The following is a 21,588-nucleotide window of genomic DNA, read 5'->3' on the forward strand; positions in this document are numbered from 1 at the left end:
GAGGGTTTGCCGCTTACGATTCGATTAATCCACTCCTATAAGGAGACATTAAAAAATCGTGCCAAGAATCCAGGTTCTTGCATATCTTGTTGGTTTCCAGTGCCAGAATACTGAATTCTTGCGTTAGAAATACGGTTTGACGCAATGGTGTTATCAAACTCAATGTCATCTGGGCGAATCGTGCCACTTAAACGAATGTACTCGTCACCGGTGTTCAATGTTAGCCATTTTTCACCACGAATCACCAGATTGCCGTTCGCAAGTACTTCGATGACTTCTACGGTAATCGAACCGGAAATGCTGTTACTTTGGTTTGCTGACGCATTGCCTTTAAAGCTGTTGTCGTTTTTCAGCTCATAAGAAAAATCATAGTCGTTAATCGTCACCGGACGACCACCGACAGCCAGAGGTTCCATTGATGAGTCGTTGGCTTTTGACAAATCCGCATCGGCACTTTTTGCCGCTTTCGTCGCTTCATTCAACTCGACAGTAATGATGTCACCAATACCGCGTGGTTTAGAGTCGTCATACCAATCACGTGCATAGTTGGTGTTAAACAGCGAACCTGTTGCCGCCGCGTAATGCTCTGGTTTGCTCTTCGGATGAATCGGTGCCCAAGCTGGGTCGTCTGCGACTGGATCCGTACGGCCACGCAGAGTATCTACAATGCCTGTTGATTGAGAACGATCGCCCTCTACCGCATCAACCGCCGTAGTGCTATCCGCGACTTCGTCGACGGTTTCTTGTGGCCCAAACTGCGCACAACCAGACAAGACTGCCAATAGCGAGATACAAAACAGTTTTTTCATAAGTCAGACCTCTTACTATAGCTGCTGGTTAGCAAAGCTCATCATCTTGTCGACCGACGAGATCACTTTGGAGTTCATTTCGTAAACGCGCTGCGCTTCAATCATGTTAACCAGCTCTTCCGTCACGTTCACGTTTGAAGTCTCTAGCGTTGATTGACGAATTTTGCCAAAGCCATCAAGACCTGGAACGCCTTCGTTTGGATCGCCACTGGCACCCGTTGGTAAGTAAAGGTTTTGACCAATCGGCTCAAGGCCGCCTGGGTTAATAAAGTCAACGGTCGTGATGTTACCCACCACCTGGTTATCTTGCTGGCCACGCACTCGCACTGACACTTCGCCATCGGTACCGACAGTAATCGAAATCGCGTCTTCTGGAATGGCAATTTCTGGCTCTAGGGCATAACCGGCACCGGACGTCACAATGATGCCTTCATCGTTTAGCGTGAACTGACCGTTACGGCTATAACCAATGTTGCCGTCTGGCATTAACACTTGGAAGAAGCCATCGCCTTCGATCATCATGTCTAGGCTGTTGGTGGTGGTTTGCGCATTACCCGGAGTGTGAATTTTCTGAGTCGCAACCACTTTTGAACCAGCACCCAACATTAGGCCGCTTGGCAGCTCCGTGTTTTGCGATGACTGACCGCCAGGCTGGTTGATGTTCTGATAAAACAGATCTTCAAATACCGCTCGGCTTTTCTTGTAGCCAACGGTTGAGGCGTTCGCCAAGTTGTTTGAGATGGTTGAAATATTGGTTTGCTGCGCGTCTAAGCCAGTCTTACTTACCCAAAGTGCCGGATGCATATTCTTCCCCTATGTCCTTACCATTAACCCATGCGCAGCAGTGAATCAGACGCTTTGTCCATGTCTTCTGCTGTACTCATGAGTTTCACCTGCATCTCAAACTGACGCTGCAGATCGATTAAACTTGTCATTTCACCAACGGCATTGACGTTACTGCCTTCCACTGCGCCAGTCATCAACTGCACAGCAGCAGAGGCTTCAAAACCAAGTGCAGGATCTTTGCTGCGGAACAAACCGTTGGTGTCTTTGAATAGTGAGCGATTATCGGTGTTAGTGAGCTTGATACGATCCACCACTTCCATTTCATCGGCAGGGGCATCTTGAGGGATAACCGATACAGTACCATCGCGACCGATTTCGATTTTTCTCAATGGCACCGGAACAGTAATCGGTGTGCCACGCTCGCCTAATACCAAATGACCATTGCTGTTCGCCAACAAGCCATTTTGATCAACTCGTAGACTGCCATTTCGAGTAAGGCCCTCTTTACCAGTTTTATCCAGCACAGAAATCCAACCTTGGCCTTCAATAGTCACATCGAGATCGCGACCGGTGGTCACAACACTGCCCTGCTCGAAGCTATGTCCAGGACGCTCTGTCATGCTAAACACACGGCTTGGCAAACCTTCACCATAAGCTTGCATTGAGCGCGCTTGGGCAAGGTCGGCACGAAAGCCAGGTGTGCTTGCGTTAGCAAGGTTATTCGCTCTTAGTTGCAAAGCCTGCATATTTTGCTTTGCACCGCTCATGGCGAGATACAGGGCACGATCCATTGATAGCTCCAATATTCAAAGTACGAGAGCAATAAAGCAATCTCTATGCCAATATTTATTTTCTATATTTATCAGATGGATACAGTAATTTAGAGTCAGTAATTGCCAGATCGGCAAGGGAGGCAGGCGCGGCAATGGCAAGGAATAACGGCAACGCGGCACCGGGCGGCAAAACATTGCTGAAAAAACACACACAACCACGTGACAGGTAAAAACCTATCACGCGGTTATTTATTATAAAAACCCAGCTATTAAAACCCAGTTATCGAGCTAACTGCGATTAACGAATTTGCAGGATGTTTTGTTGCAGCTGGTTGTGTACGTCCAATGCACGCGAGTTTGCTTGGAAGTTACGCTGCGCTGAAATCAGATCCACGAGCTCTTGGGTCATGTCGATGTTCGACTGCTCTAGGGTGCCGTTATTAACCGTACCAAAAGAGCCTTTGTTGGATTCACCCCAGATCTTTTCACCAGATGCAGAAGTCGCATCCCACTGAGTGCCGCCTTTCTTGTCAAGACCTTGCTCGTTAGCAACACGAACCAATGCCACACGGCCAAGGTTGACGTTTTTGCCGTTTGAGTAAGTACCCAGTACGTTACCCGCTTCGTCAAAGTCGACTTTGGTCAAAAAGCCTGGCATCGCACCATCTTCATCAAGCTTAGTGATTTCAAATGGGGCTGCAAATGACGTATGCGTACCTAGCTTCATGTTGATCGCCTGTGAAGGATCTGCATCGTTCAAGTCAATGCCCGCATCCGCAAAGCTGACCGTTTTCACTGGTGCACCGCCGTTCACCTGGTTAAAGGTGCCGTCATTTTTGAATGTGATGGAGTGACCCACGTGGCCGTTTGCTGCCGTCGTATCACCCGTTTCAATGTTCAGCGGCTTTTCACCCTGACCATCGGTTAGCGTGTAGAACGCATTCCAAGTATTTGGCGTCGCTGGGTTGCTTGATTTTAGGTAGTAGGTGGTCATTTTATATGACTGACCTTTTGAATCCGTCACTGTTACCGATGTGGCACGGTCATAAGACGTTTCATCGTTAAAGTTAAACTGTGTCGGATCGTTTTCTTCCGCGCTCGCTGGCAGGTTCGCACCTAACTCAACGTTTTTGGTTGCTTCAGGAACACCATATTCCGCTCGAACTTCAATCGGCTCTGCTTCATAAGAAGTCACTTGGTCGGTTTTTGGATCGACCTTGTAACCAAGCAGGAACTCATCGTTAGACGTCACGAGCATGTTATCTTTGTTTAAGTGAAACGCACCGTTACGCGTCAGTTCGTTTTGCTGCGGAGTGAGGCGATCTTTTGCCACTGCAAAGAAACCTGTGCCGCTGATACGAAGATCCATTGGGTTGTTGGTATAAATACTCGACCCTTCATGGAACTGCTGCGCGACTTTGCTCGCCTGCGCACCGCCACCTGGGGTGGTTTTTGCGTTAGTGAACAAAGAATTTGAGTACACATCGCCAAATTCCGCACGCGACTCTTTAAAGCCGTATGTGTTGGCGTTGGCAATGTTGTTACTGGTGGTATTCAGATCTAGCTGTGCCGCAGATAGACCGCTTAAAGATACATATGACATTCCTAATCTCCTAATCTAACCAGCGGTTATGCTTTGCCGACTTCCAGTACTTCTGCCAGTCGAACTGGACTTTCAAAGCCAGCTAGGTTGAGCAGTACGTTTCCATCGCCTTTACCAAGAAGTACACTGTTGACGTTGGCGTACGTCGACACTTCAAACTCTCGGCTTTCTCCTTCCATCAAGCCAGAGGCTTTCACTCTGTACTTGCCAGCAGGCATTGGATTACCTTGATCATCTTTGCCGTCCCACTCTACGCGTGCATCGCCGCCAGGCTGTGCACCCACATCGAAGGTACGAACCAATTGACCCATTTCATTTTCTACACGAACAAGCACGTTATCCATTGATTGCGGCAGTTTCACCATTGCGGCCATACCAGCATCAGCAGGTTTGATACCTGCCGCGCCCGGTACCAGCACGTCACGTCCCACTAACGAAGACGCTTGCAGCGCTTGGTTAGAAGTCATTGATGAGTTGAGGCTTTCGAACTGAGTGTTCATTTTGCCAATGCCATCCACGGTCGCGAATGACGCCATTTGCGCAATCATTTGGTCATTACTGACCGGCTTAAACGGATCCTGTTGAGACAACTGCTTAGTGAGTAATGACAGGAAATCTTCTTGTTTCAGATCCTGTTTACCCGTGCTCTCTTCAGTCTTGCTTTGATCTTGCAGTTTTTTTAATTGGTCAAGGTAGGATAAACTGCCTTGACCAACATTGTTGATTCCAGCCATGTGCTATCTCCTATCTCTATTTACCCATTCGCAGCGTGCTCATGAGCATCTGCTTACTCGCATCCGCCACCTGAACATTGGTCTGGTATGAGCGTGACGCTGAGATCATGTTTGCCATCTCTTCCATCACGTTGACGTTCGGCTTGTAGATGTAGCCTTCATCATTCGCTAATGGATGATCTGGGTTGTACTCCGCGCTTAGTGGTTTATCACTTTCCACAATGCCCATCACTTTCACCGGCACTGTGTGGTCGCGGTTGTATTTTGCTTTGTTCAGCTCAGCACCAAACACAGCATGGCGTGCCTTGTAGGTGTCTTTCGCTGAACTACTAATACTGTCGGCATTAGCGAGGTTACTTGAGGTGGTATTCAGACGAACCGATTCGGCGCTCATTGCGCTACCCGTTACATTGAAAACGTTAAATAAGCTCATCTAAATTACTCCCCTTTGATCGCTTTGGTCATGTTCTTGAACTTGCTTCCTAGAAAATCAATCGAAGCTTGATGACGCAATTGGTTCTGCATGAACAAGTTTCGCTCTAGATCCACATCGACGGTATTACCGTCGCCCGTATCTGGTTGAGTCGGAGTGCGGTACAACACTTCGCCAGAAACATTAGTGGAGGCAGAAATGTGCCGTCCATCGGTGCGGCTAAGACCAATACTTGCCCCTGAGCTTGCCGCTTTTAACGCACGGTCAAAGTCCATCCCTTTCGCCTTAAAGCCAGGGGTATTTGCCTGTGCAATATTGGTAGAGATGACTTCTGCATTCTTTTCACGTACCCCGACGGTATGTTGGTGAATGCCTAGTGCATTGTTAAAAGAGATGGCCATTGAAACCTCATCGTTCAAAAACAGGTGCCTGTCGTAGTTACAAAGCAATATCCGCGCCAAAAATGTTTGCCATTGTAAATAATTGCATTCATTTCTCTCGCGAGCCGGCCATTGAGCAAGTGCTATGGCGAAAACCGTCTTGCAAACACTGCGCCAATAACCCATTGGATGATTAGGAATGTCATAGCGCTGCTCATCCACAGCAGCGCTATGGGTGAGCATAGCAAATAAAAAAGCCTTGGTGATACACCAAGGCTTTAGCAAGAGATAACGATTAACGTTAGCGGCTAGGATTTGAGCTTGTAAATGATGCCCGGATTACAGCGCACCATCTCAAATTGATCGGTCAGGCCTGTCAGCGATTCTGAAGCGCCCAACAACAAATAACCGCCCGGATTTAAACTGCGCGCCATTTGATTTAGCACTTTAGCCTTCATATCCGGTGAAAAATAAATCAATACGTTACGACAAAAAATGATATCGAACTTACCGAGCAAGGCGTAAGAATCCATCAGGTTCTGCGGTCTAAAGTTGACCAAACGTTTCACATTGTCTTTGACCTTCATTTTACCGTTGCCCGCATCTTCAAAAAATACACGGCGACGCTCAGGCGACAAACCTCGGCCCAATGCTAAGTTGTCATACTCACCCACTCGACACATATCGAGCATGGTGTTTGAAATATCGGTAGCGGTGATTGAGACGTTTGGCAGTAAACCCGGTTTCTTGGTTTGCGTTTCTAGAATGGTCATGGCCATCGAGTAAGGCTCTTGACCGGATGAGCTTGCCGCTGACCAGATTTTAATTGGCCTTTTGTTGGCGGCCATCTCTGGCAACAGCTTATCGGCCAGCACCGTAAACGGATAACCATCGCGAAACCACAGAGTTTCGTTGGTGGTCATGGCATCGACGGCGGCAATACGTAATTCACGGTTGCGTCCAATGACAACTTCTTTTAACAGCTGTGACAAAGTGCCCAGACCAAATTTTGACACCAATGGACTCAAACGGCTACGCACTAAATATTGCTTGCTATCGCCAAGCACAATACCGCATTGGGATTCCAAAAAGCGGCTAAAATCACGATACTCTTGATCGCTAATGGTTATCGCTGTCATTCAACTCTCTATACTACTTTACTCAAGGCTTGCTTTTTTCGGCTGTGCTTCCCACAGCCGACAAGCTCTCATTGTTATTTACTTTTTAGTCAGCGATGACTGCGGCTTTTACAGCGCCTCCAAGCTCTTCTGGGTTGAACTTGGCGATAAACTCATTGGCGCCAACTCGCTCAACCATCGCTTGGTTAAATACCCCACTTAATGAGGTGTGAAGGATAATGTGCAAATCTTTTAATTCGGCATGGCGGCGAACCTCTGCCGTTAACGTGTAACCATCCATCTCTGGCATCTCAATATCAGAGATAAGCAGCGAAATCTGGTCATGGATATTACCTTCCGCGGCCATTTCCACCAGCTTGTTGTATGCCTCTTTGCCATCTTTAACCAAAATGGCTTCAAAGCCAATAGACTCAATCGCTCGTTGTACCTGTTTTCTCGCAACAGCGGAGTCATCGGCAATCATAATGCGTTTTACCATTGGCTTCTGCTTTTTTTGCTCTGCCACGGCAATTTCATCCGCAATACGGTGATCCATCGTCTCACGTACAGGTGAAATCTCAGCGAGGATCTTTTCTACATCGAGAATTTCAACTAACTCGTTGTCGATGTTGGTGACTGCGGTTAAGTAGTTCTCTTTACCTGCGCCTTCTGGCGGTGGCAAAATCGACTCCCAGTGCATATTGATAATGCGCTCAACAGAGCTTACCAAAAAGCCTTGTACACTGCGGTTAAATTCTGAAATGACAACAAAACAGTTTTCAATATCGGTCGTTGGTCTGCCACCGACCGCTAAGCTTAAATCAATCACTGAAATAGTCTGACCACGGATATGCGCCACCCCTTTCACTAAAGGGTTTAGGTTAGGCATACGGGTGAGCTTTGGACACTGCAGCACTTCTTTAACTTTGAACACGTTAATGCCGTAACGCTGGCGGCCCATCAAACGAAAGGTCAACAACTCTAGTCGGTTTTGACCTACTAGCTGCGTTCGTTGATTCACCGAATCCAAGATACCGGTCATAAGTTCATCTCCATCTCAAACTTTTAAGCTAAAAAAGTGATAGTCTATCTGCGCCTCAGAGAACCCGAGTAACAGAATGCTGTATTATAAGACATCTTTTTTGCATACATCCAGTCGCACTTTTTGGCAAAAGTCTCACTGGCTTTGCCTCTTTATCGTCTGGCTCTCGATATTCTTTAGCGTATTAACGCACGCAGCAACGCCTGAGCAAATAGAAAACATTCAAAAGGCTGCCCAAGCTCATGTTTTAGATACCATTGAGCAACCTGTTGGTGGAGAAATCATCGCAACCCCTGGTCGTATCGACAGTCGCATTCATGCAACTGATTGCCCCTCTCCGCTCGTGACCTCGTCTTCGACCACGCGCAATACCAGCAGCAACGTGACGGTGTTGGTAGAATGTCCTGACGACGATTGGCGCATCTACGTTCCGGTGCGTATGGCGATTTCTATGCCCTTGGTTACCGCGACTCGACCGCTTACCCGCGGCAGCCTAGTGGAAGCTCAAGACGTCACCATGACCATGGTCGATAGAAACCGCGCTCGACGCGGTGGGTTCAGTGACATGAACAATGTTGTCGGTGCTAAGTTGAAACGGAATGTAAAGCTTGGGGATGTCATTGAACGCAATGACGTGTGTGTCGTATGCCGTAACGAGAAAGTGGTGATTCGAGCAGTGAAAGGCGAGATGACCATCTCAACCAAAGGCACAGCGTTATCAGACGGTTCAAATGGTGACCAAGTAAGAGTGAAAAATGATAGGTCTCAGCGTATAATTGAGGGAATTGTCACCGGTGTTGCAGAAATTACTGTGAATTTTTGATTTTTTTCTAAAGATTTTCAATTGCCCGTCGATATGGACGGTATACACAAATACTATGTGTGACATTCAGGGCTGCAATACGTGGCCACAACCAACGCAATATTGAGCAATTTTAAAAGGCGAAACTATGGCAGGCATTGATAACATTCGATCTGGACAGACGCTAACGACGACAAGTCGCGCTCCTGCTCGTTCGGACGCCAGCAAAGAGAGCGCGTCAACTCAAGTTGGTCAACCTTCAGCAAAACAAGACGCTGTTACGCTAAGCCAAGGCGGCAAAGCCCTTGGCCAAATGCATCAGCAAATGGCTAGCCAGCCAAGCTTCGACTCAGCAAAAGTCGCAGCAATTAAAGATGCTATCGCCAACGGTTCCTACACCGTCGATGCTGAAAAGCTGGCTGACAATATGATGAAGTTTGAAGACGAACTTGGCGGATTACGATAATCGAGTCCGCAGACTGATTGAATTTTAGGTAAAGGTAATGGCAGCACTTGTCGATTTGATTGACTACCAACTCAAAAACGCAAAAGCCCTGTCTCTTCTTCTTGCTGAAGAGACCAAAGCCATCGCGGCGCGCGAATCGAGCGAGATTGAACGCATCGCCAAAGAAAAGATGACGCTCGTTGGGCAGTTACAGCAGACCGACAAGCGTTTAAGTGAACACCAAGACGTTCACCGCCTCACCGACGAAGCGCCACTGACCCAAAAAGTGGCGGACATTAAGTCGATCGTTCTCGACTGTCAGCAGCTCAACGACATCAACGGCCAAAGCTTGCAGCGCGCTCAGTTAAGCTTCAACAAACTCAATAACCTTATGCAGCAAAGCCACGGCAAAATAGGCATGACCTACAACGCTGGCGGCCAAACGCATACCTTGTCTACGCTGGGCACCAACCTAAAAGCCTAGGCGCTGCTCCCTAGCCTGTAATCCAAACCTGAAAACCTCAAACCATAAAAAACAGGCGTAGTTTTATCCTCTCTATGCTAGGGGTTCTGCGGTGAGATAGAATCCCGTCGATACTCGGTTTTTGCCCTCTTGTTTAGATTGATATAACGCTTTATCGGCTCGCTCGAGATTCTCTTGTAGCGTTGCGCTTTTATCAACATTGGTCACCCCTACCGAACAGGTAACCCGCAGATACAGGCTCAGCTGGCTTTCTGCAATGGCCAGGCGAACACGCTCTGCGATGCGGGTGGCCACAGTATGGTTTTTCGCAACACAAATGACGACAAACTCTTCGCCTCCCCAACGCCCAATCACGGCGTCTTCACGTAAATGAGCAGACAAAGCGGTCGCAAGATTCACTAAGATCGCATCCCCTTCGTTGTGCCCATAGGTATCATTGATGTGTTTAAAGTTATCAATGTCCAACATAATCAGAAACAGTGAGCCTTGACTCTCCAGTCGCTGCAAATAGCGCTCTTGTATCCCCTGACGATTATAGAGGCCAGTCAATTTATCCAATGAAGCGAGTTTTCGATATTTATCTCGCTCTTGATTGGCGTGAGTTAAGCTCAAGTCCAAAAATGAAGCGCGGCTTTGGTTCGCCTGAAGGGAGCGCTTAAGCGCAACCAGACGCGTGAGCACATCCACCGTAACTGCCAACACCCATCCAGCCACCAACAGAAATTGCACCTCTAGTAATGTCAGCCATTTACCCACAAATTCAACCGCCCTTATGGTTATCGTGGTGTTTTTTCTAGCATGACTGTCTCCAGTGGCAATCTGAATATCGGTGACATTATCTAGGCGCGCAGAATGATCCGAGATCTTGGCGTGCAAAAACGACCACCACGACGGGACATAGAAGTTCGCAATGGGCAGAGTGTAGGAGTACGTAGGTTGATTCACTGGAATGATCGTCTGCAAATTGGCGCGAGAAATTGTTGCTGTTGAAATGGTATCGCGCTCAGCATTGAGCAGATACACCAACACAGAATCTTTAAGATCGGAGGCTTCTGAGTAAGAAAGCTTAATATTGACCGAATGAAAACGTCGCAAATCAAGCCCATCTATGGCTCTTGGCGACGTAGGGATCACGACACTACAAAAAGGAAAAGTGTTGGATCGACGAGTTTGACAGGAAAAGCTCAAGGTTTGCTCTCGTTGAACAAAATGACCAAGTGAGTTACCACCATTGATAACATCGTTCATCATCGTCACCCCTGGGACATCGAGGTCGATTCGATGCGTGACCTTCATTCCCCAGTGATACCATGCCAGAAAACTTAAACTTAATATGGCTAACACCGCGTAGCCATTCTCTCTTCTTATAAGACGCCACCACTGCACTATACTTCCCTCCCTGAAAGAAAGCGCTTACCAATTGTAGGGTATCTTAGGTTGACAACAATTGCGCGAAATCAGCCAAATCTCAGCTTAAAATCGTGTTTGTAATCACACAACGCTTGGCCTTTATCTCGTTCGAAACCATTACGTTCACTTTTTATAAAGGTGTATTGATACCTTACACAATTCCATATAGTCGATTATAATTAATGAGTTAAAGCATTTATTTCGATAGCTCACAAAACAGAATCACAATACTAGCCATCCATTGAACCAGATTGATAAGGTAAACATAAAAATGACCTAACGATCCATTTATTCTCACCTAAACATATGGATGTGCAACATTAAAATGAAAGCGCTTACAAATTATCATAAAGTCATCGCGTCCAGCGAGCTGAGGGAACACCCTCGCTTTGCGATGCGCTATGCCAAAGGGGCAATCAAAAAAGTTGGGCTATTCTCAAGCTACAGTGCGATCAATATCATCGATATTTCCAAGGGCGGCATCGGTGTGGAATGTCGTAAAGTACTGTTGGTGGGCGAACGCGTCGAAGTGAAGCTGGGCAATAAAAAGTACACCGGGCACGTGGTATTTGGCAGCCAAATTCTAGGTAGCCGACAGCTACGAGTCGGTATTCAGTTCGAGAATAAGCTGGGTATCTCAGACATGCTGTTTTTTGGTGCGCCTAGGAAAATTGCCATGGCCTAGTATAAAAAAGAGGCGGCAATGCTTCGCATTGCCGCCTCGTTATTCGCAAATCATCCTTTGCACAGAGTTTAACGCTTAGAACAAGGTTTGGCGCTTCTTCTCTGGTACACGGCGGATTTCACCGTAGTCACGAAGTCTGTCCATTTTCTCGATGTCCAGTATCAATTCCGTGACATAGCTGTCGCCAACTTTATAGCTGCGTACCACTTCTGCTCCGCGGATCACGCCATCGACAGCTCCGGTTGTTGATTCAACACCAAGACGCTGGTCTTGAAGATCCGCTCTGGCCGATACGCGCAAGCCGTATACTTGCTCAGCCAATTCACGGTAAGCATCAATCTTTGAGGCACGCATCGCACGCACCTGCTTTTCTTCATCATTGCGGCCAGTTTGCTCACTGATACTGGCGTAGCCCACCGCGGTTAACGTATTCTGATCCATCGCGCCGATTGGGGTACAACCAATCATGACCATTGCGATTAAAGCGGCAAAAATTACTCTCATCTTCATGTCCTATGGGCGTAAAATCACTGTGGTTGGTGTTGTCATAGTTGGGTCTGAGCGAATCAACACACCATCTTCAGTACGCATTTGATTGAGCGTATCGAGGTCGCGGCCAATTCGATCCGCTGGCAAAAAGCCTTGTGCTGATGCCACAACAATTCTCGATTGCATACCAATCACACGAGCGTTTACCAACACTCCGCCCTCTTGACGCAGCATGGTACCCGTCAGGACAAATTGAATTTGTTGCTCTTGGGCAAGATCTTTCCAGTCACGACTGAGTGCAAAGTCACCCTGGTTCGTCACCTGGATGGAACCTGTGGTTTTAAAGTCTACGACCTTAAAACCGCGACGCTGCAACTGATGAATAAACCCTTCTGACACAGAGTTACCCAGCCAGTTAGTCGCATCCATATTCTGCAAGTCGACAAAAGAAGCCACGGCAACCGGTGTGCGTGATGACACACTGGTGTTCGAATTCACCAACTCTTCCGTTAAGCTTTCTACAAAGTAATCCATGGTATGACGAGGACTCTCCATCAGCATGAATTTGCTGCCCGAGTACGACTCTTTACCGTTATAGATTGGTGAGTAGGCACAAGCTGTCAGCGTTAACACTGACGCCATCAGTAGCCACTTTTTCATTACACACTCTCCAAAAGTTATTAATTGGGTCAATTGTGGCAACCTTGATTCAGGTTGGAACAATCTTTGCTTTTCTCATTCTGTCCTAAATAAGAAAGCCCGCTCCAATATTCGCTAGAAAATAGTAAGCAAATATTGTTCCGCATTTGGAAAGGTTGTATGAAAAAAATCGTTTCTTCTTTAATTTCAACAGCATTACTGACATTGAGTGCCAGTAATGCCTATGCCGAGTGGTATGAAGTCACGGGTACGTCGACCATTGTCTCCTCTGAGAAGGCGGCAAGGATCTACGCGCTTGAAGATGCCGTATACAAAGCGGTCGACTTCTCTGGCGCCGACATTGGCAGCCTATCGACACTGGCGCCAATGCTAGAAGACGATAAGGAGCAGTACCAGTTCATTGACTCTGAAGTTCGCCACATCGTCATTGACGACAAATACGTAAGCGGCAATCAGATGGTGGTAAAAGCGCGCATCGACATCTACCCAACGGCAAAGGCTTGCCATAAAGAGCAATATAAGAAGACCATTGGCGTTGCCATGTTCGACATTGTTGATCCGCAGCAAGCGGTAATGGGGCAAATCTATAAACTGGGTGAAGATTACAGCGCCGTCATCGATAAACAGCTTGCCGCACGCTCTTATAGCTTTGTCTCTGTCGGCACCACGCGCTACGAAATCAATAAGCGCCAGCCAGAGCGAATCAAAATGATCGCCGACGATCTTGGCGCGCAGTACCTAGTGACGGGTGCAATCAAAGATCTCACCGCGACCATCGACCAGGGTGGTCTATTAAGAGACGATCGCATCAACCGCCAGTTCGCGATGGATATGGCTATCTTTGATGGCAAAACTGGTCATGAAATCTTCCAGCATACCTATCGAGAGATTGCCCAATGGCCATTTGCAAAGACCAGTAAAGTCGACACCAAAAGTGCCCGCTTCTGGACTTCGACCTACGGAGAAATGCTACAACGAATCAGTCGCAACATTATGCTCGACTTAGAAGCGGAAATTTCTTGTAAGATGACACTGCCTGAAGTGGTTGCCTCCTACGGCAATAAAGTCACCATCGACCTTGGCCGCGTACACGGCGTACAAGCCGGTGACAAACTGCGCCTATGGCACACAGGCTCGTTCATCGACCAAAACGGCCTACCCCGCAATAAAGTCAGCCGCAGCGACATTACCTTAACCGTCTCTCGCGTTTATGAGCGTGACGCTGAAGCGACGGTTGATCAGCCAACGTTAGCCAACAGTATTCAGATTGGCGACGTAATGCACAAACAGAGTGAATAGTAGGAAAACGGGCTTAACTTATTCATATAATTGAGTAATATAAGCCCTAAGCTCCCGTGGCACAGCTGGATAGCGCGGCCCCCTCCTAAGGGGCAGGTCACAGGTTCGAATCCTGTCGGGAGCGCCATATTAAAAGGGCTAGCAAGTTAGTGACTGCTAGCCCTTTGTTGTTTTTGGCTTTCTGTATAGCAAATATGTAGCAGATTAGATTTTGCTACCTAAGCAGCGTTGATCTTATAGGAACAATTATTTTCAATGTTCCTACGATAAGTCGAACGCCCCCAAAACGCACCATACTTACCGCGCCTCAATTTCATCTCACTACCGCAGTTTAAACACACTGGACGCTCGTGTTCACAACTAGAATTAATGCAAACTTGATAACCCTCTTTGATGTCGTGACTCATAGGACTAGCGCACTTATCACAGGGCGTTTCCTTGTGCTTGCAACGTGGGAATAGCGTACAAGACATGAACTTGCCGTATTGACCCACGCGAGGCTTAAGGACTCCCACTTTACAAGAGTGGCAAATTGTTTTGTCTGCGTTAAGTTGCTCAACACATTGGAAGGACACACACTTCAGAAAATCACTCGCACTCAAAACTGAAGCGTTAGCAGACAGCCCTCTCGTTAAGACAAAACATGGAAGATTTGTGTATGTGAGTACGTGTAGGAAGTAGTTTGATGAGAGTAAAGACGTTTATCAGGCACTCATAAAGCAAGCACTGAGTGGTACTTTAAATTGACTTGTAAGTTGATTCTAAACTTTGAGCTTACTCTCACATTGGAAGGACACACACTTCAGAAAATCACTCGCACTCAAAACTGAAGCGTTAGCAGACAGCCCTCTCGTTAAGACAAAACATGGAAGATTTGTGTATGTGAGTACGTGTAGGAAGTAGTTTGATGAGAGTAAAGACGTTTATCAGGCACTCATAAAGCAAGCACTGAGTGGTACTTTAAATTGACTTGTAAGTTGATTCTAAACTTTGAGCTTACTCTAAACGATACATGTAGAGCTTCTGCTTGTTTAGCACTGTTTTCGTTTGTTCAGCCAAAATGGGCGCCCCGAGTGCGGTTGCCCGAGACTTCTCCATCTGCGTACATACTTTTAGCCAATTTAATTGATTGATATTGAGACGCTCCAATACTGGTGGGATCTTGTCACTCATGACAGCTTTCCCATCCCTAAGTTGACGAGCGGTCCAATCAACTAACTCTATGTAGTCAACTAACCGAAGCGGGATACCATCCAACATACGATTGCTAGGATTACCCACAAATGGATGAAGACAAGGCGCTGTTGCTTGATTGCTATTGAGTGAGTTAATTCTGGCCTGTATGGAAGTATATTCGGAATCTTCTGGCGTTTTGGCTATTCCAGCCCGTACGGGATTTAGATCGACGTAAGCCATTGCGGCGGCCAATGCTCTTTCGTCAAGCAAAGCTTGGCTTTTGAATCGGCTTTCCCAAAAGTGACCAGTGCAATTATCCTCTCGGTTTGCTCTACAGGCGATATCATAGTTAAGCTCTTTCATGAACCAACTAAGGTTCCACAGTCTTTCTCTCCACGCTTCTATTATCTCAAGACACTTCTCTTCCTCTAGGTGAGACGAGAGCTGCTTAGTCTGCCAACGTTGAATTAAACTAGGCAGTTTGTGCTCCATACCCCAACGCTCGACTACATCATCAAGAGTAAGTGCTTGGGCGCGTTCCCTGTTGATATTCAAAACCAAGTGATAATGATTACTCATGATGGCATAAGCACAAATATCGATGCAGTAGACTTGAGCAAGCGTATAAATCTTCTGTTCAATCCATTTACGTCGATGTTCATAACTCGTGTTAGTTGAGGCATCTTCACCACAGAGGAAACTACGACGAACACAGCGAGAAACGCAGTGGTAATAGGATGTTGCATCTATCGAAACAAGTTGTTTTCGAGCCGTTGTCAACGTTTCATCCTCCATTTAGTCTGAAGGAACTCTAGCAGTCAATCACAATAAACACCGTTGACACGCCGCCAAATTAAGAAAAATCATACTATTTTCATACTTTTGGTGTGTGTCCTGCCAAACTTATCTTTGATGCCTGATGGAGGAGTGCACGGACAGACTGTGCCAACAGAACAAGTACAAGGTTACCAAGGTGTTATGCAAGGAGGTTCGATTACTACCTTGCACGATACGGCGATGACCCATTGTCTGTTTTCTCGTGACGTTCATGCGATGACAGCGCAACTTAATGTTCGCTTTATTAAGCCCATTCCTCTCTACACATTAATTCAGGTTAAAGCTCATTGCTTAACCCATAAAAGAGGGGTGTATTTACTTCAAAGTCGCATATACATCGATGGAGAGTGCTACTCAAGAGCTGAGGGAAAATTCATGTAATATCTTGTATATAGTTTCTCGTTTCTAATGAAGTTGTGAGGTTGACGGGACACTCACCTCATCAAAAAAAGATCACGACACAAGTTGCAATAAACTTGCTGCTTAAAACAAAGCGACCTAAATAGGTCGCTTATCATTAATGAAAAACCTGACTGCTGAACCTGAAGCATCGCCTGTCCGCTATCAGTTCTTGAAATGCTGCTCGTTCTAGTTTCAGTAAGGTTTCGTGATCACCCGCTTCGATGTACACATGATCAAGATGGGTAAGTAGCTCATCAAATACTGTCGACATATGGTACGCACTTCCTACTGGAGGGACGGCACCGTGGTCACAATCTTCAAAAAGTTGATAGACCTGTCTTTCCTTCACTAAATGATAACTGGCATTTAGCTCATCATTCAGCTTTGACAAACTGACCTTATTATTTGCAGGTAATACCGCCATCATGTGATGGCCTTCATGATCTTCCAGCACCACCCCTTTTGCTAATGCTACTAAGGGGATTCCCGCTTCAACCCCACTGTGCAATGAACTGCGACTGTGGTTATGAGTAATGGTTTGATAAGGGATATCATGTTCGCGCAAATAATGGTCTAACCGAGTTGAGATCGTCATACAAACCTCCGTTTGCTAAAGACCATACAAAGTATAGGTAATAGAACTCTCATCAGCCATCAATTGGCTGCTTCGTGTTACCCAAAAGTTGTATAGAACAAATGTTGTTAAATTAATGTTAATCCGTTAGCGTGGTACAACAGCGCGTCGATGATAGAACTGAGCGTTACTCTTTCTCACCCTGACTAAATGGAATGACTATGACAATCGAGAAAACACTACGACGAATCTCACCAGATTTGAGCCAACAACAAGCCACCAGCACTGACCCTAAAAAGTGCTTATCCGGCAACCCTATTCAACGAGTTCACAATCAATTCGCTAACAGCAAAGAGAATTTTTTCTGTGGTACTTGGGGATCAACAGAAGGTAAGTGGACCATCAGCTATAGTGAAGATGAGTTCTGTTACATCATTAAAGGTAAGGCCATCATCACCGATCAAGCGGGTCACAGTGAAACCGTGGTACAAGGTGATGCGTTCGTTATCCCTGCTGGCTTTGAGGGCACTTGGGAAACTATCGGCGAGGTGGAGAAATTCTACTCAATGTATGAAGAGTGATCCTCAGACAGAGCTAAGATCGAGAAGTCACCGTTAGCCACCTTTGCGTAATGTCGTTTAAAATGCATCATGACACATCATGTTAAGGGCTTGAGCTATGCAAAATATCTTTTTAATCGACGGTGACATAACCAAAGCTAACGTCGATGCCATTGTGAATGCCGCCAATACCAGAATGCTGGGAGGCGGAGGTGTCGATGGTGCCATTCATCGCGCTGCAGGCCCTGAGCTGCTTAAAGCCTGCTATGACGTGAAAGAAGTGGATGGCAAACGCTGTCCGTTTGGTGATGCACGCATCACCATCGCAGGAAACTTGAATGCCCGCTACGTTATCCATACTGTGGGGCCGATTTACGATAAATTCGCTCATCCGGAAGAGGTGCTAGACTCAGCATACAAACAGTCACTCGATCTGGCGCTTGAAAACGACTGTAAGAGCGTTGCTCTGCCCGCTATCTCATGCGGTATCTATGGCTACCCGCCCCAGGAAGCCGCGCAAATTGCCCTCGAGGTTTGCCGACGAGATGAGTATCAGTCACTAACCATGACCTTTTACCTGTTTGGCGATGAGATGCTGGCGATCTGGCAAGGCGTGTTCGACAGCAGCCATTAACCACCTCTCGTCACTGCCTGCTTTAAATCAACCAGCTAAACGCGGCAAAGGTTGCCATTCCAACGCCAACCACGAACAGCGTATTTTTAACGACTAGGCTAATCGCGACCGTCACCAATCCAGCGTACAAGAATGGACTTGATGCGAATGTCATGTCTGTTCCTTGATGTCCGAGAAAAACAATAGGAGCCCACATCGCCGTCAGAACGGAAGGTGCTTTATAGCTCAGCATTTTCTTGGCATTGGTACCTAAACGGATGGGAATAGACTTCATAAAGAACAAGTATCGACAGGCGAAAGTAATCGCCGCCATACATAAAATTAAGAGGTTGGTATCAAGCATGATTTGATCTCTCGCTAGTTAGGTAGCCTGCGGCCATACCGAGTAAAGAGGACACGATGAGTGAATAGTTGAAGTGGGTGGATTCCAACAGCAGCATCGATACCCCACTCGTCACAACCGCATACAACGTCGATTTGCTCTTTATGGAAGGAATCACAATCGCGATGAATGTGGCGGCGATAGCAAACTCAAGACCGAGCTCTTCTAAGTTATCAATACTTGACCCCGCCACTATGCCAAGTAAGGTTGAGAGGTTCCACATTACATAGAACATGATTCCCGATGACACGGCGTATAAGTAGCTAAAGCGGCGTTGCTTGGCTATGTAATCATTGGTCACTGCGAACATTTCATCGGTGAGAAAGAATGCAAACACAACGCGTTTTATCCAAGGTAAACCAATTACCCTATCGTGAAACACGGCTGAATAGAGCAAGTGTCTCGAGCTAATCACAAAAGTCGACGACAAAATAGGTAGCGATGGACTCATTGAACCGATAAGAGAGACACCTGCCAATTGGGCCGCGCCGGCGAACACAAATAAAGACATCGCTTGTACCTGAAACGGGGACAAACCCGCTTGTATCCCCAAAGAGCCACACAATACGCCCCACGGAATGACGGCAGCGCATAAAGGGAAAATAGCAAGACATGCTTGGTAAATTATCGAGAAAGATTCGAAGAGCCGAGTTCGCGACATTGATTGTGTTTTTGGGTCCATAGCCGTTTCCATCCATTGAGATAGGATAAGACTAAGCGCCCCGCACTAAGGTTTCTTGTACAAAGTTGCTTGGTGTTGGAAATGCTTGGGCGTTGTTCCCAATGCTTTTTTAAAGTGTCGAGAGAAGTGGCTCTGATCATGAAATCCGCAGTCCATGGCCGTGTCAGCGATGGATATCCCGGCTTTTAACAGAGCCTTTGCTTTGATGAGCCGCACTTGTATTTGATAGGCATGAGGGGTAATGCCAAATGTTTTCCCAAACTGCCTCACAAAGTGGTACTTACTGCAGCCAGCAATCGTGGCGAGTTGCTCAAGCGTCACGTCTTGCTCTGGGTGTGCATCTAAAAACTCTCTAGCGAGAAGCAATTTAGCTCGATTCAGGCCGACATCTTTAGGTAAATCCATCGAACGACCATGCTGAGTCGCGAGCATCAATAGCGTGCTATAGATCAGCGTTTCTACAAGCAGTACCGAGGCGCCTGCCTCTATTTGATTGAATATCAGCTTAAGTTGACTCGCGATCTTTTTATTAGAGATCACAGAGTCTTCAAAATAAGGAATGAGGCTTTTCCCACCGAGCAAGTCTTGCGAGATAAGTTCAAAATGCTCCGGCGTGGGGTAAAGTGCTTTGTAACTCCATCCATCCTGTGTCGCAGACTCGCCGGTATGCACATCATCAGCATTGACCAAAATAATGCTGCTTTCATCCGCGATATGATTAGCACCACTGCGAAAGAAGCGTTGTGCTCCCTCCTCAATCACGCCAATACAATACCCTTCATGTACATGCTTTGAGAATGTCTGATGCGTATATTGAGCATCAACGATTTCTATACCATTGAGTGCTTCAGTAACCCTGTAGTTTGCTCGCTCTTTCCTTGACACTGAGTATTACCTAAAGGTTTTTGTACAAAATTGCTTTCCTTGATACTGATAGTATCAAATATAACGAGCCTTTTTTAAACTCGAAAACACTGCGATTGCTTTTCTGTTAAATTCCTTCACCATTAGCACCATCAAAAGCACTACCTAAGAAAAACAATGAAATCACTACCATGGAATGCCTGGTTACTTGCTACTGTGCAACCTTTCGTCTTGTCTGTAGGCGCACTGAATGTGTTTCTCGGGGGCATTGTGGGCGCGCAGCTTCACTCCGATCCAACGTTCGCAACTTTACCTGTTACGGCGCTCATCGTCGGAGTGTCGCTGAACATTTTCCCCGCCGCTCGAATACAGAGAAAGCTCGGTAGAAAGCGAGCGTTTGTTTTGGCAGCCATTGTGAGCAGCTTTAGTGCCCTATGTGCCGCTTGGAGCATAGAGTCGAGCCACTTTTGGGGATTCTGTCTCAGTGCATTTCTGCTCGGCACCCAATTAGCTTACGTGGGTCAGTATCGTTTTGCTGCCATTGAAAGCTGTAAAAGCCCTGCTCAGCACCCTAGTGTCATTAGTTTAGTGTTGGTGGGCGGCATCGCTGCAGCGTGGTTGGGGCCAGAGTTGCTCAACATTGGTCAGGCTATCCCTTTGTTCGACTCTGAGTATGCACGAGCTTATGCGGCGCTGGGTATTTTGGAGCTTATTGGCGCGGCTATCCTTGCCATTGCGATGAAGCCGCTTAACCTACAAGAGAGTCAATCTGAAGAGGGGGAGTCCAGAGATCTTACTGTGCTTTTTAAGCAGCCTCTGCTCTGGCTGGCAATCGGTTCTGGTTTAACCGCTTACGCTGTGATGGCGTTTTTGATGACAGCAACCCCGCTGGCGATGTCTGCACATGGACATGATATTCAAAACGCCAAATGGGTTATTCAGAGTCATGTCATGGCAATGTATCTCCCTTCTCTTGTCACACCTATGATCATAAAACGCATTGGCGTCTATAAACTCATTACGCTTGGCTGTGTGGTCTTTCTTACCTGTATCGCCGTTGCACTGCTTGGTCACTCGGTTCATCACTATTGGTGGGCGTTAGTGGCCTTAGGTATCGGCTGGAACTTCCTCTTTATTGGCGGTACATCGCTGCTACCCCAGACATACAATCCAAGCGAGCGATTTAAGGTTCAGGCGGTGAACGATTTTTCCATCACGGCTTTTCAAGCTTCTGGTTCACTCGGTGCTGGCATCGTGCTGTTTACGCAAGGCTGGACTTGGATGTTGATTGCATCGCTATTCCCGATTGGTTTGCTACTTTTGCTCAACTTAGTAGTGAAGAAATAACACCGAGATAGAGCGCTAGGCACCCAACTCAGCTCGGGGGCAATTACCCCCGAGAGCGCTTTTTGTTCGAACGTTATCAACCCTCTGTTTTCACTTCCACAAAACCGACTTCCCTTACAAATAAGCCCCTAAAGTATTCGTGATTTTGGTTCCACAACTACGATTTTTCCTCGTTATT

Annotated in this window: 27 protein-coding genes and 1 tRNA gene; 10 read left to right on the forward strand and 18 right to left on the reverse strand. The window is 46.8% G+C overall.

Going from position 1 to position 21,588, the window contains the following annotated elements; translation table 11 throughout:
* Positions 1 to 35: 35 nt before the first annotated feature.
* The 9 genes from flgH to AAA946_RS11660 all read right to left on the reverse strand — a co-directional run bounded on the left by flgH (position 36) and on the right by AAA946_RS11660 (position 7,678).
* Entirely contained in the window at positions 36 to 809 is a 774-nt protein-coding gene (gene flgH, locus AAA946_RS11620; protein ID WP_338164993.1) for a flagellar basal body L-ring protein FlgH, read from the reverse strand.
* A 15-nt stretch (positions 810 to 824) separates the two neighbouring features.
* On the reverse strand, positions 825 to 1,613 hold the full coding sequence (gene flgG, locus AAA946_RS11625) for a flagellar basal-body rod protein FlgG (protein ID WP_338164994.1): 789 nt from the start codon (positions 1,611 to 1,613) through the stop codon (positions 825 to 827).
* 23 nt (positions 1,614 to 1,636) lie between these two features.
* Positions 1,637 to 2,386, reverse strand: coding sequence for a flagellar basal-body rod protein FlgF (gene flgF / locus AAA946_RS11630; protein WP_338164995.1), 750 nt, complete (start codon positions 2,384 to 2,386; stop codon positions 1,637 to 1,639).
* Positions 2,387 to 2,666: 280 nt separating this feature from the next.
* Positions 2,667 to 3,971, reverse strand: coding sequence for a flagellar hook protein FlgE (gene flgE, locus AAA946_RS11635; protein WP_338164996.1), 1,305 nt, complete (start codon positions 3,969 to 3,971; stop codon positions 2,667 to 2,669).
* Between the two features lie 26 nt (positions 3,972 to 3,997).
* The gene (flgD, locus tag AAA946_RS11640; protein ID WP_338164997.1) at positions 3,998 to 4,705 is read right to left on the reverse strand and encodes a flagellar hook assembly protein FlgD; all 708 of its coding nucleotides are present in this window, start codon (positions 4,703 to 4,705) and stop codon (positions 3,998 to 4,000) included.
* A gap of 16 nt (positions 4,706 to 4,721) precedes the next feature.
* On the reverse strand, positions 4,722 to 5,138 hold the full coding sequence (gene flgC / locus AAA946_RS11645; protein ID WP_338164998.1) for a flagellar basal body rod protein FlgC: 417 nt from the start codon (positions 5,136 to 5,138) through the stop codon (positions 4,722 to 4,724).
* A 5-nt stretch (positions 5,139 to 5,143) separates the two neighbouring features.
* Complete coding sequence (gene flgB, locus AAA946_RS11650) at positions 5,144 to 5,539, reverse strand: flagellar basal body rod protein FlgB (protein ID WP_042496988.1); 396 nt, start codon at positions 5,537 to 5,539, stop codon at positions 5,144 to 5,146.
* Between the two features lie 287 nt (positions 5,540 to 5,826).
* On the reverse strand, positions 5,827 to 6,657 hold the full coding sequence (locus AAA946_RS11655; RefSeq protein ID WP_338164999.1) for a CheR family methyltransferase: 831 nt from the start codon (positions 6,655 to 6,657) through the stop codon (positions 5,827 to 5,829).
* An 85-nt stretch (positions 6,658 to 6,742) separates the two neighbouring features.
* On the reverse strand, positions 6,743 to 7,678 hold the full coding sequence (locus AAA946_RS11660; protein ID WP_338165000.1) for a chemotaxis protein CheV: 936 nt from the start codon (positions 7,676 to 7,678) through the stop codon (positions 6,743 to 6,745).
* 76 nt (positions 7,679 to 7,754) lie between these two features.
* On the opposite strand from AAA946_RS11660, the gene flgA reads away from it, so the two are divergent.
* The 3 genes from flgA to AAA946_RS11675 all read left to right on the forward strand — a co-directional run bounded on the left by flgA (position 7,755) and on the right by AAA946_RS11675 (position 9,409).
* On the forward strand, positions 7,755 to 8,501 hold the full coding sequence (flgA, locus tag AAA946_RS11665) for a flagellar basal body P-ring formation chaperone FlgA (protein ID WP_338165001.1): 747 nt from the start codon (positions 7,755 to 7,757) through the stop codon (positions 8,499 to 8,501).
* A gap of 127 nt (positions 8,502 to 8,628) precedes the next feature.
* Positions 8,629 to 8,946: a flagellar biosynthesis anti-sigma factor FlgM gene (flgM, locus tag AAA946_RS11670; RefSeq protein WP_338165002.1), complete on the forward strand. Its 318-nt coding sequence runs from the start codon at positions 8,629 to 8,631 to the stop codon at positions 8,944 to 8,946.
* A 37-nt stretch (positions 8,947 to 8,983) separates the two neighbouring features.
* On the forward strand, positions 8,984 to 9,409 hold the full coding sequence (locus tag AAA946_RS11675) for a flagella synthesis protein FlgN (RefSeq protein WP_338165003.1): 426 nt from the start codon (positions 8,984 to 8,986) through the stop codon (positions 9,407 to 9,409).
* Between the two features lie 72 nt (positions 9,410 to 9,481).
* On the opposite strand, the gene AAA946_RS11680 is transcribed toward AAA946_RS11675, so the two are convergent.
* On the reverse strand, positions 9,482 to 10,795 hold the full coding sequence (locus AAA946_RS11680) for a GGDEF domain-containing protein (RefSeq protein WP_338165004.1): 1,314 nt from the start codon (positions 10,793 to 10,795) through the stop codon (positions 9,482 to 9,484).
* A 349-nt stretch (positions 10,796 to 11,144) separates the two neighbouring features.
* Here AAA946_RS11680 and AAA946_RS11685 point away from each other — a divergent pair, with 349 nt between their 5' ends.
* The gene (locus tag AAA946_RS11685) at positions 11,145 to 11,504 is read left to right on the forward strand and encodes a PilZ domain-containing protein (protein WP_338165005.1); all 360 of its coding nucleotides are present in this window, start codon (positions 11,145 to 11,147) and stop codon (positions 11,502 to 11,504) included.
* A gap of 75 nt (positions 11,505 to 11,579) precedes the next feature.
* On the opposite strand, the gene AAA946_RS11690 is transcribed toward AAA946_RS11685, so the two are convergent.
* Positions 11,580 to 12,008 carry an LPP20 family lipoprotein gene (locus tag AAA946_RS11690; protein WP_338165006.1) on the reverse strand — a complete coding sequence of 143 codons (429 nt, stop codon included), beginning with the start codon at positions 12,006 to 12,008 and terminating at the stop codon, positions 11,580 to 11,582.
* Between the two features lie 9 nt (positions 12,009 to 12,017).
* Positions 12,018 to 12,653 (reverse strand): FlgO family outer membrane protein, encoded by a 636-nt coding sequence (locus AAA946_RS11695; RefSeq protein ID WP_338165007.1) that lies wholly within the window; start codon positions 12,651 to 12,653, stop codon positions 12,018 to 12,020.
* 159 nt (positions 12,654 to 12,812) lie between these two features.
* Between AAA946_RS11695 and AAA946_RS11700 the strand changes: the two genes are divergently transcribed.
* Positions 12,813 to 13,952 carry a flagellar assembly protein FlgT gene (locus AAA946_RS11700; RefSeq protein WP_338165008.1) on the forward strand — a complete coding sequence of 380 codons (1,140 nt, stop codon included), beginning with the start codon at positions 12,813 to 12,815 and terminating at the stop codon, positions 13,950 to 13,952.
* A gap of 50 nt (positions 13,953 to 14,002) precedes the next feature.
* A tRNA-Arg gene (locus AAA946_RS11705) sits at positions 14,003 to 14,079 on the forward strand.
* 91 nt (positions 14,080 to 14,170) lie between these two features.
* On the opposite strand, the gene AAA946_RS11710 is transcribed toward AAA946_RS11705, so the two are convergent.
* Both AAA946_RS11710 and AAA946_RS11715 read right to left on the reverse strand, forming a co-directional pair.
* Positions 14,171 to 14,527 carry a topoisomerase DNA-binding C4 zinc finger domain-containing protein gene (locus AAA946_RS11710; RefSeq protein ID WP_338165009.1) on the reverse strand — a complete coding sequence of 119 codons (357 nt, stop codon included), beginning with the start codon at positions 14,525 to 14,527 and terminating at the stop codon, positions 14,171 to 14,173.
* Between the two features lie 421 nt (positions 14,528 to 14,948).
* A complete protein-coding gene (locus AAA946_RS11715; RefSeq protein ID WP_338165010.1) occupies positions 14,949 to 15,908 on the reverse strand; it encodes a transposase in 960 nt (319 codons plus the stop codon).
* Positions 15,909 to 16,145: 237 nt separating this feature from the next.
* Here AAA946_RS11715 and AAA946_RS11720 point away from each other — a divergent pair, with 237 nt between their 5' ends.
* The gene (locus AAA946_RS11720; protein ID WP_445206106.1) at positions 16,146 to 16,346 is read left to right on the forward strand and encodes a hypothetical protein; all 201 of its coding nucleotides are present in this window, start codon (positions 16,146 to 16,148) and stop codon (positions 16,344 to 16,346) included.
* A gap of 136 nt (positions 16,347 to 16,482) precedes the next feature.
* Here AAA946_RS11720 and AAA946_RS11725 read toward each other — a convergent pair whose 3' ends face one another.
* Entirely contained in the window at positions 16,483 to 16,962 is a 480-nt protein-coding gene (locus tag AAA946_RS11725; protein ID WP_112462158.1) for a YbaK/EbsC family protein, read from the reverse strand.
* A gap of 200 nt (positions 16,963 to 17,162) precedes the next feature.
* On the opposite strand from AAA946_RS11725, the gene AAA946_RS11730 reads away from it, so the two are divergent.
* Both AAA946_RS11730 and AAA946_RS11735 read left to right on the forward strand, forming a co-directional pair.
* A complete protein-coding gene (locus tag AAA946_RS11730) occupies positions 17,163 to 17,522 on the forward strand; it encodes a cupin domain-containing protein (protein ID WP_338165011.1) in 360 nt (119 codons plus the stop codon).
* A 97-nt stretch (positions 17,523 to 17,619) separates the two neighbouring features.
* Positions 17,620 to 18,135 (forward strand): O-acetyl-ADP-ribose deacetylase, encoded by a 516-nt coding sequence (locus AAA946_RS11735; RefSeq protein WP_338165012.1) that lies wholly within the window; start codon positions 17,620 to 17,622, stop codon positions 18,133 to 18,135.
* 22 nt (positions 18,136 to 18,157) lie between these two features.
* Here the strand turns inward: AAA946_RS11735 and AAA946_RS11740 are convergent, their stop codons facing one another.
* From AAA946_RS11740 to AAA946_RS11750, 3 genes are read right to left on the reverse strand one after another with little or no spacing between them, the layout of a single operon-like run.
* A complete protein-coding gene (locus tag AAA946_RS11740; protein WP_338165013.1) occupies positions 18,158 to 18,478 on the reverse strand; it encodes an AzlD domain-containing protein in 321 nt (106 codons plus the stop codon).
* The gene (locus tag AAA946_RS11745) at positions 18,471 to 19,199 is read right to left on the reverse strand and encodes an AzlC family ABC transporter permease (protein ID WP_338165014.1); all 729 of its coding nucleotides are present in this window, start codon (positions 19,197 to 19,199) and stop codon (positions 18,471 to 18,473) included. Before AAA946_RS11745 ends, AAA946_RS11740 begins: the two co-directional genes overlap by 8 nt.
* Before the next feature lie 45 nt (positions 19,200 to 19,244).
* On the reverse strand, positions 19,245 to 20,084 hold the full coding sequence (locus tag AAA946_RS11750; RefSeq protein WP_338165015.1) for an AraC family transcriptional regulator: 840 nt from the start codon (positions 20,082 to 20,084) through the stop codon (positions 19,245 to 19,247).
* Positions 20,085 to 20,240: 156 nt separating this feature from the next.
* Between AAA946_RS11750 and AAA946_RS11755 the strand changes: the two genes are divergently transcribed.
* Positions 20,241 to 21,410, forward strand: a complete 1,170-nt coding sequence (locus AAA946_RS11755) for an MFS transporter (protein WP_338165016.1) — start codon at positions 20,241 to 20,243, stop codon at positions 21,408 to 21,410.
* Positions 21,411 to 21,588: the final 178 nt, after the last annotated feature.

It is taken from the genome of Vibrio sp. 10N, assembly GCF_036245475.1.
Classification (GTDB): Bacteria; Pseudomonadota; Gammaproteobacteria; order Enterobacterales; family Vibrionaceae; genus Vibrio.